Genomic DNA, 14,586 nt, shown 5'->3' with positions numbered 1-14,586 from the left:
ACATGATGCGCCGAAGGACGAGGCGGGTGGTCGCCACCGTCGTGGCCCTCAGCAGCGCGCTGCTGCTCGCCACCGGCTGCGGGGTCACCCGCGGTGCGGCGAGCAACGACATGACGATGCTGATCCCCAACAGCCCCGGCGGCGGCTACGACCAGACCGGCCGGGCCGCGATCGCGGTGATGGAGAACGACGACATCACCGGCGGCTCCTTCGAGGTCACCAACGTCATCGGCGCCGGCGGTTCCGTCGCGATGACCCGGCTGATGAACGCCGAGGGCGACGAGCGCACCATGATGACCGCCGGGCTCGGCGTCGTCGGCTCGCTCTACTCCTTCGGCGCCCCCTACAAGCTCGACGACGCCACGCCGCTCGCGCAGCTCATCGAGGACCAGGAGGGCGTGCTGGTCCCGGCCGACTCGCCCTACCAGTCCATCGAGGACCTGGTGAAGGCCTGGCAGGACGACCCGTCGTCCATCGTCGTCGGCGGCGGATCCTCGCCCGGTGGTCCCGACCACCTCTTCCCGATGCAGCTCGCCACGGCGGTCGGCATCGACGCCCGCGACGTGCGCTACGTCGTGTACGACGGCGGCGGCCCGCTCACCAGCGCGCTGCTCGGCAGCAAGATCGATGTCGGCTTCTCCGGCGTCGGCGAGTTCACCGGACAGCTGTCCTCCGGGGAGCTGCGGCTGCTCGCCGTGTCCGGCGAGGAGCGGCTGAAGGGCGCGGGCATCAGCGACGCCCCGACCCTCACCGAGTCGGGCATCGACCTGGTCTTCACCAACTGGCGTGGCGTCTTCGCGCCCCCCGGCATCAGCGACGAGCGTCGAGAAGAGCTGATCGCGATGCTCGAGGAGATGCACGAGACCCCCGAGTGGCAACAGGCCCTCGAGGACAACGGCTGGATCGACGAGTTCAAGACCGGCGACGACTTCACGACGTTCCTGCAGGAGCAGGACGAGCGCGTCGCCACCACCCTCGAGGAGCTGGACCTGCTGTGAGCACATCACTGGAAACCCCTGACGCTCGCACGTCCGCGGAGCACACGCCCCCGGACCGCGACATGGCGCAGCTCGGCCTCGCCGCGATGCTCGTCGTGGTCGGCGCCTACACCTTCTACGAGGCCACGACCCTCCGGATCGGCTTCGGTGACCCGGTCGGCCCGCGCCTGTTCCCCTACGTCATCGGCGCGGTCACGGTGCTGCTCGGGCTGCTGCTCGTCGTCGCCACCTTCCGCGGCGACGTCCCCCAGGCCGAGGGCGGCGAGGACATCGACCTGCGCCAGCCCGCTGACTGGGTCACCGTCCTCAAGCTGGTCGGCGTCCTGCTCTTCACGGTGCTGACCATCTCGTTCGTGGGCTGGGCCCTCAGCGGGGCCGTGCTCTTCGTCGGCTCCGCCTGGTCCCTCGGCAGCCGCACGCTGGTGCGTGACGTCATCGTCGGGCTCGTCCTGTCGGTGAGCAGCTGGTACTTCTTCCACGAGGTGCTGGGTGTCATCCTACCCGCCGGGATCCTGGACGGGGTGCTCTGATGGACAGCCTCAACCTGTTGATGGACGGCTTCGGCTCGATCCTCACCCCGCAGAACCTGCTCTTCGCCGCGATCGGCGTGCTGCTCGGCACCTTCGTCGGCGTCCTGCCGGGCATCGGCCCGGCCATGGCGGTCGCGCTGCTGCTGCCCGTCACCTACGGCCTGGACCCGATCCCGGCGTTCATCATGTTCGCCGGCATCTACTACGGCGGCATGTACGGCGGCTCGACCACCGCGATCCTGCTCAACACCCCGGGTGAGTCGGCCTCCGTGATGACGGCACTCGAGGGCAACCTCATGGCCAAGGCGGGGCGTGCCTCGCAAGCCCTGGCCACCGCCGCCATCGGATCCTTCATCGCCGGCACGATCGGCACCATGCTGGTCGCCTTCTTCGCTCCGGCGCTCGCGTCGGTGGCGGTCGAGATCGGCGCCCCGTCCTACTTCGCCCTCATGGTGCTGGCGATGGTCTCGGTGACCAGCGTGCTCGGTGGCTCGCCGCTGCGCGGCTTCATCGCCCTGTTCCTCGGCCTCACCATCGGCCTCGTCGGGCTCGACCTCAACACCGGTCAGACGCGGCTCAGCTTCGACCAGCCGCTGCTCGCGGGACGCATCGACGTCGTCGTCGTGGCCGTGGCGATCTTCGCACTCGGCGAGGCCTTCTGGGTCGCTGCCCACCTGCGCCGCAGCCCGGTGCGGATCATCCCGGTCGGACAGCCGTGGCTCAGCGGCACCGACCTCAAGCGCTCGTGGGGGCCCTGGCTCCGCGGGACTGCGTTCGGCTTCCCCTTCGGCGCGATCCCCGCGGGTGGAGCGGAGATCCCGACCTTCCTGTCCTACATCACCGAGAAGAGGCTCGCCGGCCGTCGCGGCCAGGACGAGTTCGGCCGAGGGGCGATCGAGGGCGTCGCGGGACCCGAGGCGGCCAACAACGCCTCGGCCGCCGGCACGTTCGTGCCGCTGCTCGCCCTCGGCCTGCCGGTGACGGCGACCTCCGCCGTCATGCTGGCCGCCTTCCAGGGCTACGGGATCGAGCCCGGCCCGAGCCTGATGACCGACCAGCCCGAGCTCGTGTGGGCCCTGCTGGCCAGCCTCCTGGTGGGCAACCTGCTGCTGCTGGTGCTCAACCTGCCGCTCGCCCCCGTGTGGGCCAAGCTGCTGCGCATCCCGCGGCCCCAGCTCTACGCAGGCATCCTGTTCTTCGCCACGCTCGGCGCCTACGCCAGCAACCTCGAGGCGTTCGACCTGTTCCTGCTGCTCGTGCTGGGCCTGCTCGGGCTGCTGATGCGGCGCTTCGGCCTCCCGGTGCTGCCCCTGATCCTCGGTGTCATCCTCGGCCCACTCATGGAGTTCCGGCTGCGCGAGGCGATGGCGATCTCCGGCGGTGACGTCTCGGCACTGTGGAGCGAGCCGCTGGCCGTGGTGATCTACGTGATCGTGGCGCTCCTCGTGATCGCGCCGATCGTGGTCCGCTCCGTCCGGCCGGCACCCGCCGCCGTGGCGCAGGACCTGGACCTGTCCGTCGACGAAGAGGAGAAGGTGCGATGAACGACCGTGCGACCGTGATCGTGGTGGGCTGGTCCCCCGACGAGTTCGGGGAGGCCGCGCTGGCGCGGGCCGTCGAGGAGGCGAGGCTGCGCCAGGGCAGGGTCGTGGTCGTCAACGCCACCCGCGGAGACGCGCTCGTCGACGACCGCTACGCCGACGAGGACCAGCTCGCCCGACTGGCGACCGAGCTGGCCGCGAGCGGCGTCGAGGTCGACGTACGCCGCTCGATGGGCGCCGACGTCGGCGACCAGGTGCTCGCCGTCGCCGGCGACGTGTCCGCCGACCTGATCGTCATCGGCCTGCGCCGTCGCTCGCCGGTGGGCAAGCTGCTCATGGGCAGCGTGGCGCAACGCATCCTGCTCGGTGCCGAGTGCGCGGTGCTGGCGGTCAAGCCTCCGCACTGATCGCTCCTGCTGCGCGACGTCGAAGGGGCGGTCTGGTGACCGGGCCCTTCGTTCGTGCGTCCTCGGTGTGCCGACGACCTCAGCCGGGCTCCGTGCGCGCGAGCGCCCCGCGGGCCAGCACGACCACCATGACGAGCGGGATGGCCGCGGCGAGCACGTGCGGGAAGGGCGTCAGGATCGCGAGCAACGCTGTGAGCACGCCACCGAGGAGTGCGATCGCACCGAACAGCCGCCTCGTCGTGGCCCTCCCCGCGGCCACGTCGACCGTCTCGGGGTCGTCGCCGTGGCTCAGCCGTGCCACCCCGATCGCCGCCCCGGAGAGCAGCAGCAACGCCAGGAAGGTCAGGACGAACGATCCCGCGACCTCCGGGTCGCGGCCACCGACGAGGGCGACGGTCACCGCCAGGGCGAGCAGCGCGATCGACGCGACGACGGCGACGGCGATGCCCAGTCGCAGTCGGGCTGGCGCGGTGGGGTTCGTCTCTTGGGTCACGGGGCCAACGTAGGCGGTGCTTCGGGCGAAGCGCGGGACCAGGGCGGCAGCGCGGAGGAAGGTCGACCAACGACGAAGGGCCCGGTCCGAAGACCGGGCCCTTCGTTCTGCGTTGGTACCCCCGACCGGATTTGAACCGGCGTTACCGCCGTGAGAGGGCGACGTCCTAGGCCGCTAGACGACGGGGGCTTGCAGATGCCGCTCACTGAGCGGCGGAGAGAACATTATCGAAGATGATGTCCCGCTCCAAATCCGGGCCTTGCGGTCCGAATTCGCTGGGGTACTAGGACTCGAACCTAGAACAACTGGACCAGAACCAGCCGTGTTGCCAATTACACCATACCCCATGGGGGTATCGAGTCGATCGCTTGCGATCATCCCGACCACCACGCAGTTCCTTGCGGAACCGATCCCGAACGTTACACGCGCGGGGGCGAGCCCTCCAAAACGGGGTCCTCCGCACGGGCGGGCACTCCCCCGACCGGCGGCCCGACGTCGACCAGGCCCATCGCCTTCGCGACCCACGAGGCGAGCCCGAGGTAGACCAGCGACTGGACCAGCGTGGACACGATCATCCAGGGGCTCGCCGGCCCCGTCGCGTTGAGCGCCTCGGTCATGTCGCCGAACGCCAGCGCCATGCCGTAGGCGAGGAAGTTGTTGAGCACGTGCATCGCGATGGCCGCCTCGAGGCCACCGGTGCGGATGACGAGGATGCCCGCCACCACGCCGAAGGCGAACCGGTCGAAGAAGACCGGGGCGCTCTGCCCGACGCCGTGTGCGAGGGCGAAGAGCAGCGACGGGACGACCACCGCCAGCACGAGCGACACTCGCCGCCACCGCAGCAGCGAGCCGAACGCCTGGGTGAGGTAGCCGCGGAAGACGTACTCCTCCCCCGCTGCCTGCAGGGGCGTGAGCAGGGCGATCACCAGCAGGAAGTCGCGGGTGGTGGTCGTGAAGTCGTTGACCGCCCCCACGGGCTCGGCGCCGTCCGCCACCGGCAGGAACAGCGCCACACCCAGGCTGGCCACCAGGGCGACCACCGAGAGCGGCAGGCAGGCCAGCAGGAAGCGCCAGCGCAGGCGCGGCGCCACCGACGAGAGCCAGCGCGGCTTGAGCCGGTGGAAGAGCCACAGCACGAGCCAGCTGGACGCGATGGCCGAGCCGAGCAGGAGGTTGAGCACCGCCAGGCCCATCGGCGTGACCCCCTGGGTGACGTCGAGCAGGGACCCGGCGTCCTCGACGCTGGTGCCACCAGCGATCAGGGCCACCAGCGCGACCAGGCCGAGCACGGCCGGCACGATCCCGAAGACCATCACCAGGAGCACCGCGGACCCGACCAGGGAGCGCCACCAGCCGCCGCGCCCGACGCGGTGGAGCTCGTGGTAGCGCGGCCGGAAGTCGGGCGCGAGCTCAGTGGTCATGACGTCGTCACGCCAGCGCGGACTGCAGCCGCGACAGGCTGCGCTCGCGGCCGAGCAGCTCCATCGACTCGAACAGCGGCGGGCTGATGCGCTTGCCGGACACCGCCACCCGCACCGGCCCGAAGGCCACCCGAGGCTTGAGCTCCATGCCCTCGATCAGCGCCACGCGCAGCGCCTCCTCGATGGCGGCGGTCGACCACTCGTGCAGCCCCGAGAGGGCGTCGTACGCCGCCCGGACGACGCCGCGGCCGGTCTCGTCGAGCAGCTTGGCGACGTCGTCGGGGTCGCGCCCGAAGTCGGCCTCGTCGACGAAGAGGAAGCCCAGCATCGGAGCGGCCTCGGTGAGCTTGTTGATGCGCTCGCCCACGAGCGGCATCGCCAGCTCCAGCAGCTGCGTGTCGGCGTCGTTGACCGGGTCCCCGACGACGCCGGCGTCCTTGAGGAACGGCAGCACCCGGTGGGTGATGTCGTCGAGCGGAAGCAGCCGCATCTGGGCGGTGTTGATCGCCTCGGCCTTCTTGAGGTCGAAGCGGGCGGGATTGGGGTTGACGTCCTTGATGTCGAACGCCTCCACCATCTCCGCCATCGAGAAGACGTCACGGTCGCCGGAGATCGCCCAGCCGAGCAGTGCGAGGTAGTTGAGCAGGCCTTCGGGCAGGAACCCCTGCTCGCGGTAGGCCAGCGCGTGCGCCTCGGGGTCGCGCTTGGAGAGCTTCTTGTTGCCCTGGCCCATGACGTAGGGCAGGTGGCCGTAGACGGGCACCTCCTTGGCGACGCCGAGGGCGACCAGCGCCTCGAAGAGCGCCAGCTGGCGCGGGGTGCTGGAGAGCAGGTCCTCGCCGCGCAGGACGTGGGTGATCTCCATCAGCGCGTCGTCGATCGGGTTGACCAGCGTGTAGAGCGGGTCCCCGTTGGCGCGCGAGAGCGCGAAGTCGGGGACGTTCTCGGTCTCGAAGGTGATGTCGCCGCGGACCGCGTCGGTCCAGGTGATCGAGCCGTCGGGCATCCGGAACCGCACGATCGGCGCACGACCCTCGGCCTCGAAGGCGGCGCACTGCTCGGCGGACAGGTCGCGGCAGAAGCCGTCGTAGCCCTGCATCTTCGAGCCCGACGCCTGCCGGCGGGCGGTGACCTCGTCGTTCGTGCAGAAGCAGTCGTAGGAGTAGGACGAGTCGCGCAGCTGCGCGAGCACGTCGCGGTAGATGTCGCCGCGCTCGCTCTGCTTGTAGGGGCCGTGCGGACCGCCGACCTCGATGCCCTCGTCCCAGTCGAGGCCGAGCCAGCGCCACAGCTCGACGATGGCGTCGTACGACTCCTGGGTGCTGCGCTCCTTGTCGGTGTCCTCCATCCGGAAGACGATCGACCCGCCGTGGTGGCGCGCGAAGGCCCAGTTGAACAGGGCGGTGCGCACGAGGCCGACGTGCGGCGACCCGGTGGGCGAGGGACAGAAGCGGACGCGGACGGGGCTCGTCATGGGGTGTCAGTTCCTCTTGGAGACGGTGTTGGTCAGGGCGCCGATGCCGGCGATCGAGATCTCGACCTCGTCACCGACCTGCATGGGGCCGACACCCTCGGGGGTGCCGGTGAGGATGACGTCGCCGGGCAGCAGCGTCATCACCGACGAGACGTGGGCGACCAGCGCGGGCACGTCGAAGATCATGTCGGCGGTGGTGCCGTCCTGGACCACGTCGCCGTTGAGGAAGGTCTGCACGGCACGACCGTCGACGAAGTCCTGCGGGTCGAGGTCGGTCTCGATCCACGGCCCCAGCGGGCAGAAGGAGTCGAAGCCCTTGGCGCGGGTGAACTGCCCGTCCGACTTCTGCAGGTCGCGTGCGGTCACGTCGTTGGCGATCGTGTAGCCGAAGATCACGTCGGTGGCCTGCTCGACCGGGACGTCGCGGCAGATGCGCCCGATGACGACGGCGAGCTCGCCCTCGTAGTGGAGGTCGCTGGTCTGCGACGGGTACTGGATCGGGTCGCCGGGCCCGACGACGGTGGTGTTGGGCTTGAGGAACATCAGCGGCTCGGCCGGCACCTCCCCGCCCATCTCGGCTGCGTGGGCGGCGTAGTTCTTGCCGATCCCGACCACCTTGCTGCGCGGGATGATCGGCGCGAGGAGGCGTACGTCGCTGAGCGCGTACTGCTCCTCGAGCACCTTGATCCCGACGTAGAGGGGGTCGCCGGCGAGGGCGACGACGACGGAGTCCTCGGCAGGCTGGCCGAACTCGTCGACCTCCCCCGTGACGACGCCGAACCGCGGCTCCTCGCCCGTGCTGAACCGACAGATGCGCATGCACCGAGCCTATCGAGCGGCCGCGCGCCGCAGCGCATCGAGACGGACGATCGACGTCGTCGAGGGTGGGCCGTGGCGGTGGCGCCACTACCCTCGGGCCGGTGAAGGTGCTTCCCGCGACCGAGTGGCGTCCCCTGGCCGACGCCCACGCGGCGCGCGTCGACGCGTTCGTCGAGCCGCACCTCGCCCGGCGCTCGGAGCAGGTCAAGCACCCCGTCCACGACTTCCTCTTCACCTACTACTCCCACCGCCCCGCCCAGCTGCGCCGCTGGCACCCGGGCTTCGGCGTCGCGCTCGAGGACGCCCCGGACCACGCAGGCCTCAAGGGCTACGGAGCCGACCCGGTCGCGGTCCTCGACGCGTACGTCGTCTCGCAGCGCTCGCTGCTCACCCAGCTGCACACCCTGCTGTCGGCCACTGCCGCCCGGGCGCCGCAGCTCGGCTGCTTCGGCCTGCACGAGTGGGCGATGGTGCACCGCGCCGCGGAGTACGGCACCCGCCACGACTGGCCGCTGCGGCTCGGCCAGGAGGGCACCGACGCCGTCGTGGAGTCACACCGGATCGGCTGCTCGCACTTCGACGCCTTCCGCTTCTTCACCCCGTCGGCGCGCGGCCTCAACACCCTCCAGCCCGGCCGCGACGACCGGCCGGCCTTCGAGCAGCCGGGCTGCCTCCACGCCGGGATGGACCTCTACAAGCACGCCTTCCGGCTCTCGCCGATGATCGGCAGCGACCTGGTCGCCGACTGCTTCGAGCTGGCCCGCGACATCCGGGTGCTCGACATGCGCGCGGCGCCGTACGACCTAGCCGACCTCGGCTTCGAGCCCGTGCGGATCGAGACGGCCGAGGGCAAGGCGGCGTACGTCGAGGCGCAGCGCGGGCTCGCCGAGCGCGGCGCGCCGCTGCGGGCGCGACTGGTCGCCGAGTGCGAGCGCCTGCTCGCCGCGGCGGACCGCGCGGGCGGCTAACCGACGCCCAGGTCCGGGTCCTCGGGGTCCGGGTCGGCCGGCGGGGCGGCCGGGTCGAGGCAGGCCCACTCGGTGACGTCGCCGTGCTCGTTGCTGGTGCGGACGCAGGGACGCGTCGGCTCGTCCGCACGCACCTCGACGCTCACCCCCTCCGAGGGCGTGAACGTCTCGCCCGCGAGCTCCACCGACTCGTCGTCGGACAGCTCGACCGGCACGGAACCTCCGGTCGTCTGCACGGCCAGGTGCTGCAGCCACAGCATCTCGACCCGGTCGTGGTGCATGGGCCGGGTCCGGTCGATGCGGGAGTCGAGTGCCAGCACGAGCGGGGTGGCCGCGGCGAAGAGCAGGGCGATCGCTGCGAGGACGGCCCACGTCGTGAGCCCCTGCGGCCTGGCGGACGGAGTCATGGTGCGGACTCTAGGTGCCCGCGACGTCCCCCGGCCCCGGCGGTGGGGCGGCCTCGACCCAGGAGCGGGTCAGAACTCGTAGCCGAAGGCCTCGATCGTGTCGGCGAAGACGTCGGCGACCCGCTGGCGCGAGGCGTCGGAGTAGAGCTCGCGGTAGTGCCCGGCGGGGCGGGCGTTGCCCTTCGCGCGCGGCAGGTCAGGCTCCCCCGGCAGGCCGAGCTGGTCCCAGACCTCGCCGAGCTCGGCGTCGAGGTTCTCGTAGCGCAGGACCCGGTCGAGCACCATCTGGCCGCGGATGCGGTAGAGGCGGCGGTTGTTGGCGAGCTGCTCGATCCAGATCTCCTGGACGTAGGCCTCGAAGTCCGGCAGCTCGGGGCGGTCCTTGTACTTCCAGAAGTAGAGCGAGACCACCGCGTCCCACGGGTTCCGCTCGATCGCGAAGGTGTAGTAGTCGTCGAAGGCCTGCGCCCCGACCAGGTCGCGGGTGGCCTTGGCGCCCATGTGGTTGTACGCCTTGCGCGGCAGCGGCGGCGACGCGAAGTTCTGCGGCGCACGGCCCCCGGCGGCGGCGCGCAGCGCCTCGTCCTCGGGGCTGATCTCGGTGATGATGTCGTCGGGCCCGCACACCTTCGACAACGCGATCTCCACGCTCGTGCCCGCGGTCTTGCGGGTCTTGAGGAAGATGAAGCGGTGCTGGTGGGACGCGATCACGGGCAGAACCCTATCCGTCCGGCCGCGGATACGGTGGCTGCCGTGACCGAGGCCCAGACATCGACAGGCACCCACTTCCGCGGCGAGGACTGGTGGGGCGACGACCTCGGCGCCGCGCGGTTCGTCGAGTGCACCTTCACCGACGTCGACCTGTCCGAGGCCACCACCTCCGGGGCGGTCTTCGAGCGGTGCACCTTCCACGGCGGTCGCTTCAACGCCTCCACCCACACCGCCACCGCGTTCGTGGGCTGCGACTTCCGGCGTACGTCGTTCTTCGACACCACGCTCGACGGCTGCAAGCTGGTCGGCAGCACCTTCTCCGAGTGCACGATGCGACCGCTCACGGTCATCGGCGGCTCGTGGCTCGGGGTGACGATCCGCGGCACCAACCTCTCCCGGCTCGACCTCGCCGGGGTCGACCTCCGCGAGGCCGACCTCTCGATGTCGGACCTCACCCTCACCTCGCTGGCCCGGGCGCGGCTCGACCGCGCGCTGCTGCGGCAGTCCGTGCTGGACCGCACCGACCTGCGGGGCGCGAGCCTCGACGGCGTGGACCTCGCGTCCGCGGTGCTGAAGCGGACCCACCTCGACCTCGCGGGCGCGGTGCTGCTGGCCGAGCTGCACGGGGCGGACGTGGACACCTCCACCTGAGCCCGGCTCAGGACAGGCGCGCCCGCAGGCCGTCGATGACGAGGTCGAGCCCGAGGTCGAAGTCGGGCAGCGACTCCAGCGAGCGCTCGACCGCGCCGAGGCTCACCGCCTGCCGCGCGGTCTGCTCCTCGAAGGCGTGGCCGAAGACGTAGTGGACGAGCGTGCGCGACGCGACGGCGACCAGCTCGTCGGGCACCTCGGCGTCGGCGAGGACCTCCTCCATCTCCGTCACCGGTGCGGCGGCGCCGAGCCCGAAGGCCCACACGGTGGCCACGACGTCGGCGCCGTCGGTCACGGCGAGCATCGCGTGGCGCAACTCGGCGCACACCTCGCGCAGGCGGTCGGGCCACGCCACCGCCTGCCGCGGTCGTGCCCCGCGCGCGAGGATCTCGTCGGCGACCGCGGCGAGCAGGGCCTGCTTGCTGGCGAAGTGGTGGTAGATCGCGCTCGGCTGGACGCCGAGCTCGGCGCCGAGGCGGCGCATCGTCAGCGCCGAGAGGCCGTGGGTGTCGAGCAGCGTGACGGCGTGGGCGAGCACGTCGCTGCGGTGGTGGGCCACGCACCCTCCCGGTCCTCGGACGACGTTGACGCTGGCTTCGCCGCCACTCTAACCTGAACACCGTTCAGGTTGCCCGCAGCGCTCAGCAAGGACCCCCCGATGACTGCCACCACCCAGCCCGAGACCCGCCCCGACACCACCGGCGGGTCCTCGTCGCCGACGCGCGACATCGCCCTGGTCGCCGCGTTCGCCGCGCTCATCAGCGCCAGCGCCTACGTCGGAGCGATCCCGGTCGGCAGCGCCGGCGTGCCGATCACCCTGCAGACCCTGACGGTCATGCTGGCCGGCTGCATCCTGGGCCCGGTCCGCGGCTTCTCGGCCGTCACCCTCTACCTCGCGCTCGGCGCGGTCGGCCTGCCGGTCTTCGCCGAGCACTCCTCGGGCATCGGCGTCTTCACCGGCCCGAGCGGCGGCTACCTGCTGTCGTTCCCGATCGCCGCGGCGCTCGGCGGGTTCCTGGTGGCCCACGTCGCCCGCGAGCGGCGTACGCGCGCGCTGGTCGTCTTCGCGTGCTCCATCGCCGCGAGCATCCTGGTGATCCACCCGCTCGGGATCCTCGGGATGATGCTGCACTTCGACGTCTCGTTCCTCGAGGCCGCTGCGTGGGACATGCCGTTCTGGCTGGGCGACGTGGTGAAGACGTCGCTCGTGGCGATGATCGCCGCCGAGGTGCACCGCGCCTTCCCGCAGCTGCTGCAGCGCGGCTGAACGTCCTTGCCCACGATCGAGCTCGACGAGGCCAGCGTCCGGGTCCCTCTGCCGGGTCGCGGCGAGCGCGAGGTGCTCGCGCCCACGACGTTGACGCTCACCGAGCGTCGGATCGGGGTGATCGGCGCCAACGGCTCGGGCAAGTCGACGCTCGCGCGACTGCTCAACGGACTGGTCCGGCCCACCTCGGGCCGGGTGAGCGTCGGGGGCCGTGACGTGGTGCGCGAGGGCGCGGCCGTACGACGTCTGGTGGGCTTCTGCTTCACCGACCCGGCCGCCCAGCTGGTGATGCCGACGTGCGTGGAGGACATCGAGCTCTCGCTGCGCCGCCGCGTCGCCGACGGGTCGACGCGGCGCGCGCGAGCAATGGAGGTGCTCACCGCCAACGGCCTGGCCGACCATGCGCACGACTCGGTGCACTCGCTCTCCGGCGGCCAGCGCCAGCTCCTGGCCCTCGCCGGCGTGCTCGCCCTCGAGCCGACGGTCGTCGTCGCCGACGAGCCGACCACGCTGCTCGACCGCGCCAACACCCGCCGGGTCGGCGACACCCTCTTCGGCCTCGACCAGCAGCTCGTGCTCGTCACCCACGACCTCGACCTCGCGGCGCGCTGCGACCGGGTGCTCGTGGTCGACGCGGCGCGCGTGGTCGCCGACGGCCCACCGTCCGACTCCATCGCGCACTACACCGGCCTGGTCGACCGATGAGCACCTCATGACGGACCTCATGGCCGGGCTGCACCAGCCGGGCGACACCGTCCTGCACCGCCTCCCCGTGGGCGCCAAGGTCCTCGGGCTGGCGGCACTGAGCCTGGCCATCGTCGTGGTGCGCGACGTCCGTGCCGCCCCGCTATTCCTGGTCGTCACGCTGCTGCTCGCGGCGCTCGCCCGGGTGCCGCTGCGGTCGGTGTGGCGCGCGGCGCGGGGCGTGCTGGTGATCGCGGTGGTCGCGGGCCTCCTGCAGTGGTGGTGGTACGGCGGCGCCAAGGCCGCGGAGACCTTCCTCGACCTGCTCAGCCTGGGCCTGGCCGCGCTGGCGCTGACCGCCACCACCGAGGTCAACGAGATGGTCGACGCCCTCGCCCGGTGGGCGCGACCGCTGCGGGTCCTCGGGGTCGACCCCGACCGCGTGGCGCTGACCGTCGCGCTGACGATCGGGGCCCTGCCGGGCACGATCGCGATCGCGCGGGAGACCCGCGACGCGGCGCGGGCACGCGGCCTCGACCGCAACCCCCGGGCGTACCTCTCCCCCTTCGTCATCCGGGTCGTCGCCCGCGCCCACGAGTCGGGCGACGCGCTGCACGCGCGCGGGATCGGCGACGACTGAGGGTCCTGCCCGCAGGTCGCGATGGACTTCCACTCGTGCGCGTGGATCTTCATCTTGGGTCGAGCGTGGACGCCGGGATCCTGGCCGGAACTTCCACTCGTACGCGTGGAAATGCACCGGGACGGCACCTCACCAGCCCGGCGGACGCCTGTCCACCCACGGCGCCGTGGCCTCGACCTGCGCGGCGACCGAGACCAGCAGTTCCTCCTCGGCCGGACGGGCCGCCAGCATCACGCCGACCGGGAGGCCGTCGGCGGTCCAGTGCAGCGGCAGTGAGACCGCCGGCATGCCGGTGACGTTCCACGCGCTGGTCCACGGGGTGAAGGCCTTCTGCGCCTCGAAGTCGCGCTCGGGGTCGGCGTCGTCGCGCAGCGCCCCCACGAGCACGGGCGGGCTCGCGAGGGTGGGCGTGAGGACGACGTCGTACGCCGCCAGCGCAGCGAGCGCCGCAGCGGCATGCTGGCGCAGCCGGCCGATGGCCAGGCCGAACTCCGGGCCGCTGACGGCGTGGCCCCGCGCGGAGAGCCAGCGGGTCAGCGGACGCAGCCGGTCCTCGCGTCCGGGAGGTGCGGCGGACAGGGCGGTGAGCACCGCCCAGCAGGTCTCGAAGTCGGCGACCGCGTCGTGCGGGATCGGCACGGGGACGTCCTCGACGTCGTGGCCGAGGCGCTCGAGCAGCCGGGAGGCGTCGTCCCACGCGGTCACCGACGCGGGATGCACCTCGACGTCCGCGATGACGGGGGCGACGAAGCGGGCGACGCGCAGGCGGCCCGGCTCCCGGTCGCAGGCCTCGAGGAACGTGCCGCTGGGCGGTGGCGCCCAGAAGGGGTCGCCCACCCGCCGGCCGGCCAGCACGTCGAGCAGCGCGGCGGCGTCGCGGACGGTGCGGGCGAGCGTGCCGGGCGTGGCGAGCCCGACCGGGTCGCCGTAGCGGGGTGCGCCGCTGATCCGCCCGCGTGAGGGCTTGAGCCCGACCAGCCCGCAGCACGAGGCCGGGATCCGGATCGACCCGCCGCCGTCGGAGCCGGGCGCGACCGGCAGCAGGCCGGCGGCGACCGCGGCGGCGGCCCCGCCCGACGAGCCACCGGCGGTGCGGGAGGTGTCCCACGGCGTCACGGACGGCGGGGCGACGTCGGGCTCGGTGTAGCAGGGCGACCCGAACTCCGGCGTGCTCGTCTTGCCCAGGCTCGGCATCCCGGCGGCCTCGACGGTGAGGACGAGGTCGTCGGACGCGTCGGGCACGAAGTCGTCGTACGCCGCCGAGCCGAAGGTGGTGCGCACCCCCGCGGTGGGGTGGAGGTCCTTGATGCCGGTCGGGACGCCCCAGAGCGGACCTGCGTCCGTGGGGCGTCCCGCCGTCATCAGTCGGCGGGCGTGCTCGCGTGCCTGGTCGTGGGTGGTCGTGGTGAACGCACCCACGGCCCCACGAACGGGATCAGAGGCACGCCGGGCGTAGTGCTCGACCAGCTCGAGTGGCGACACGTCACCGTTGCGCACGGCGTCGCCCTGCTCGAGCGCAGTCAGGTCGTGGAGCACGTGCGCCCCTCGCTTTCGGTGGTCGAGTAGCGAGGGACG

General features: G+C 71.9%; 17 protein-coding genes and 2 tRNA genes. 9 read left to right on the top strand and 10 right to left on the bottom strand.

Annotated elements, in window-relative coordinates; all coding sequences use genetic code 11:
• Window positions 1-26: 26 nt before the first annotated feature.
• The 4 genes from IRX98_RS10785 to IRX98_RS10770 are packed head-to-tail and all read left to right on the top strand — an operon-like array spanning window position 27 to window position 3,476.
• On the top strand, window positions 27-998 hold the full coding sequence (locus IRX98_RS10785) for a Bug family tripartite tricarboxylate transporter substrate binding protein (RefSeq protein WP_224276597.1): 972 nt from the start codon (window positions 27-29) through the stop codon (window positions 996-998).
• Window positions 995-1,528: a tripartite tricarboxylate transporter TctB family protein gene (locus IRX98_RS10780; RefSeq protein ID WP_224276596.1), complete on the top strand. Its 534-nt coding sequence runs from the start codon at window positions 995-997 to the stop codon at window positions 1,526-1,528. Before IRX98_RS10785 ends, IRX98_RS10780 begins: the two co-directional genes overlap by 4 nt.
• Window positions 1,528-3,072 carry a tripartite tricarboxylate transporter permease gene (locus tag IRX98_RS10775; protein WP_224276595.1) on the top strand — a complete coding sequence of 515 codons (1,545 nt, stop codon included), beginning with the start codon at window positions 1,528-1,530 and terminating at the stop codon, window positions 3,070-3,072. Before IRX98_RS10780 ends, IRX98_RS10775 begins: the two co-directional genes overlap by 1 nt.
• Window positions 3,069-3,476, top strand: coding sequence for a universal stress protein (locus IRX98_RS10770; RefSeq protein WP_224276594.1), 408 nt, complete (start codon window positions 3,069-3,071; stop codon window positions 3,474-3,476). Before IRX98_RS10775 ends, IRX98_RS10770 begins: the two co-directional genes overlap by 4 nt.
• A 79-nt stretch (window positions 3,477-3,555) precedes the next feature.
• On the opposite strand, the gene IRX98_RS10765 is transcribed toward IRX98_RS10770, so the two are convergent.
• From IRX98_RS10765 to IRX98_RS10740, 6 genes are all read right to left on the bottom strand, one after another.
• The gene (locus IRX98_RS10765) at window positions 3,556-3,969 is read right to left on the bottom strand and encodes a hypothetical protein (RefSeq protein WP_224276592.1); all 414 of its coding nucleotides are present in this window, start codon (window positions 3,967-3,969) and stop codon (window positions 3,556-3,558) included.
• A gap of 113 nt (window positions 3,970-4,082) precedes the next feature.
• Window positions 4,083-4,158, bottom strand: a tRNA-Glu gene (locus tag IRX98_RS10760).
• Window positions 4,159-4,244: 86 nt separating this feature from the next.
• Window positions 4,245-4,316: transfer RNA gene (locus tag IRX98_RS10755), tRNA-Gln, on the bottom strand.
• A gap of 72 nt (window positions 4,317-4,388) precedes the next feature.
• Window positions 4,389-5,390 (bottom strand): CPBP family intramembrane glutamic endopeptidase, encoded by a 1,002-nt coding sequence (locus IRX98_RS10750; protein ID WP_224276590.1) that lies wholly within the window; start codon window positions 5,388-5,390, stop codon window positions 4,389-4,391.
• A gap of 7 nt (window positions 5,391-5,397) precedes the next feature.
• A complete protein-coding gene (gltX, locus tag IRX98_RS10745) occupies window positions 5,398-6,864 on the bottom strand; it encodes a glutamate--tRNA ligase (protein ID WP_224276588.1) in 1,467 nt (488 codons plus the stop codon).
• Between the two features lie 6 nt (window positions 6,865-6,870).
• A complete protein-coding gene (locus IRX98_RS10740; protein WP_224276586.1) occupies window positions 6,871-7,683 on the bottom strand; it encodes a fumarylacetoacetate hydrolase family protein in 813 nt (270 codons plus the stop codon).
• A gap of 101 nt (window positions 7,684-7,784) precedes the next feature.
• On the opposite strand from IRX98_RS10740, the gene IRX98_RS10735 reads away from it, so the two are divergent.
• Entirely contained in the window at window positions 7,785-8,651 is an 867-nt protein-coding gene (locus IRX98_RS10735; protein ID WP_224276584.1) for a 3-methyladenine DNA glycosylase, read from the top strand.
• Here IRX98_RS10735 and IRX98_RS10730 read toward each other — a convergent pair.
• Window positions 8,648-9,058 carry a hypothetical protein gene (locus IRX98_RS10730; protein WP_224276582.1) on the bottom strand — a complete coding sequence of 137 codons (411 nt, stop codon included), beginning with the start codon at window positions 9,056-9,058 and terminating at the stop codon, window positions 8,648-8,650. The two genes, IRX98_RS10735 and IRX98_RS10730, sit on opposite strands and share 4 nt — an antisense overlap.
• Window positions 9,059-9,127: 69 nt before the next feature.
• Window positions 9,128-9,769, bottom strand: coding sequence for a sulfotransferase family protein (locus tag IRX98_RS10725; protein ID WP_224276581.1), 642 nt, complete (start codon window positions 9,767-9,769; stop codon window positions 9,128-9,130).
• A gap of 42 nt (window positions 9,770-9,811) precedes the next feature.
• On the opposite strand from IRX98_RS10725, the gene IRX98_RS10720 reads away from it, so the two are divergent.
• Window positions 9,812-10,420, top strand: a complete 609-nt coding sequence (locus tag IRX98_RS10720) for a pentapeptide repeat-containing protein (RefSeq protein WP_224276580.1) — start codon at window positions 9,812-9,814, stop codon at window positions 10,418-10,420.
• Window positions 10,421-10,427: 7 nt separating this feature from the next.
• On the opposite strand, the gene IRX98_RS10715 is transcribed toward IRX98_RS10720, so the two are convergent.
• Window positions 10,428-10,979 (bottom strand): TetR family transcriptional regulator, encoded by a 552-nt coding sequence (locus tag IRX98_RS10715; protein WP_224276579.1) that lies wholly within the window; start codon window positions 10,977-10,979, stop codon window positions 10,428-10,430.
• 99 nt (window positions 10,980-11,078) lie between these two features.
• Between IRX98_RS10715 and IRX98_RS10710 the strand changes: the two genes are divergently transcribed.
• The 3 genes from IRX98_RS10710 to IRX98_RS10700 are packed head-to-tail and all read left to right on the top strand — an operon-like array spanning window position 11,079 to window position 13,011.
• Entirely contained in the window at window positions 11,079-11,687 is a 609-nt protein-coding gene (locus IRX98_RS10710; protein ID WP_224276578.1) for a biotin transporter BioY, read from the top strand.
• Window positions 11,688-11,693: 6 nt separating this feature from the next.
• Window positions 11,694-12,392 (top strand): energy-coupling factor ABC transporter ATP-binding protein, encoded by a 699-nt coding sequence (locus IRX98_RS10705; protein ID WP_224276577.1) that lies wholly within the window; start codon window positions 11,694-11,696, stop codon window positions 12,390-12,392.
• 7 nt (window positions 12,393-12,399) lie between these two features.
• Window positions 12,400-13,011 (top strand): CbiQ family ECF transporter T component, encoded by a 612-nt coding sequence (locus IRX98_RS10700; RefSeq protein WP_224276576.1) that lies wholly within the window; start codon window positions 12,400-12,402, stop codon window positions 13,009-13,011.
• 129 nt (window positions 13,012-13,140) lie between these two features.
• On the opposite strand, the gene IRX98_RS10695 is transcribed toward IRX98_RS10700, so the two are convergent.
• Entirely contained in the window at window positions 13,141-14,547 is a 1,407-nt protein-coding gene (locus IRX98_RS10695) for an amidase (RefSeq protein WP_224276575.1), read from the bottom strand.
• Window positions 14,548-14,586: the final 39 nt, after the last annotated feature.

This window comes from Nocardioides lacusdianchii (assembly GCF_020102855.1).
GTDB lineage: Bacteria > Actinomycetota > Actinomycetes > Propionibacteriales > Nocardioidaceae > Nocardioides > Nocardioides lacusdianchii.
Note: the sequence above shows the minus strand (reverse complement) of the source record. Positions and strands in the feature narration are given on the sequence as shown.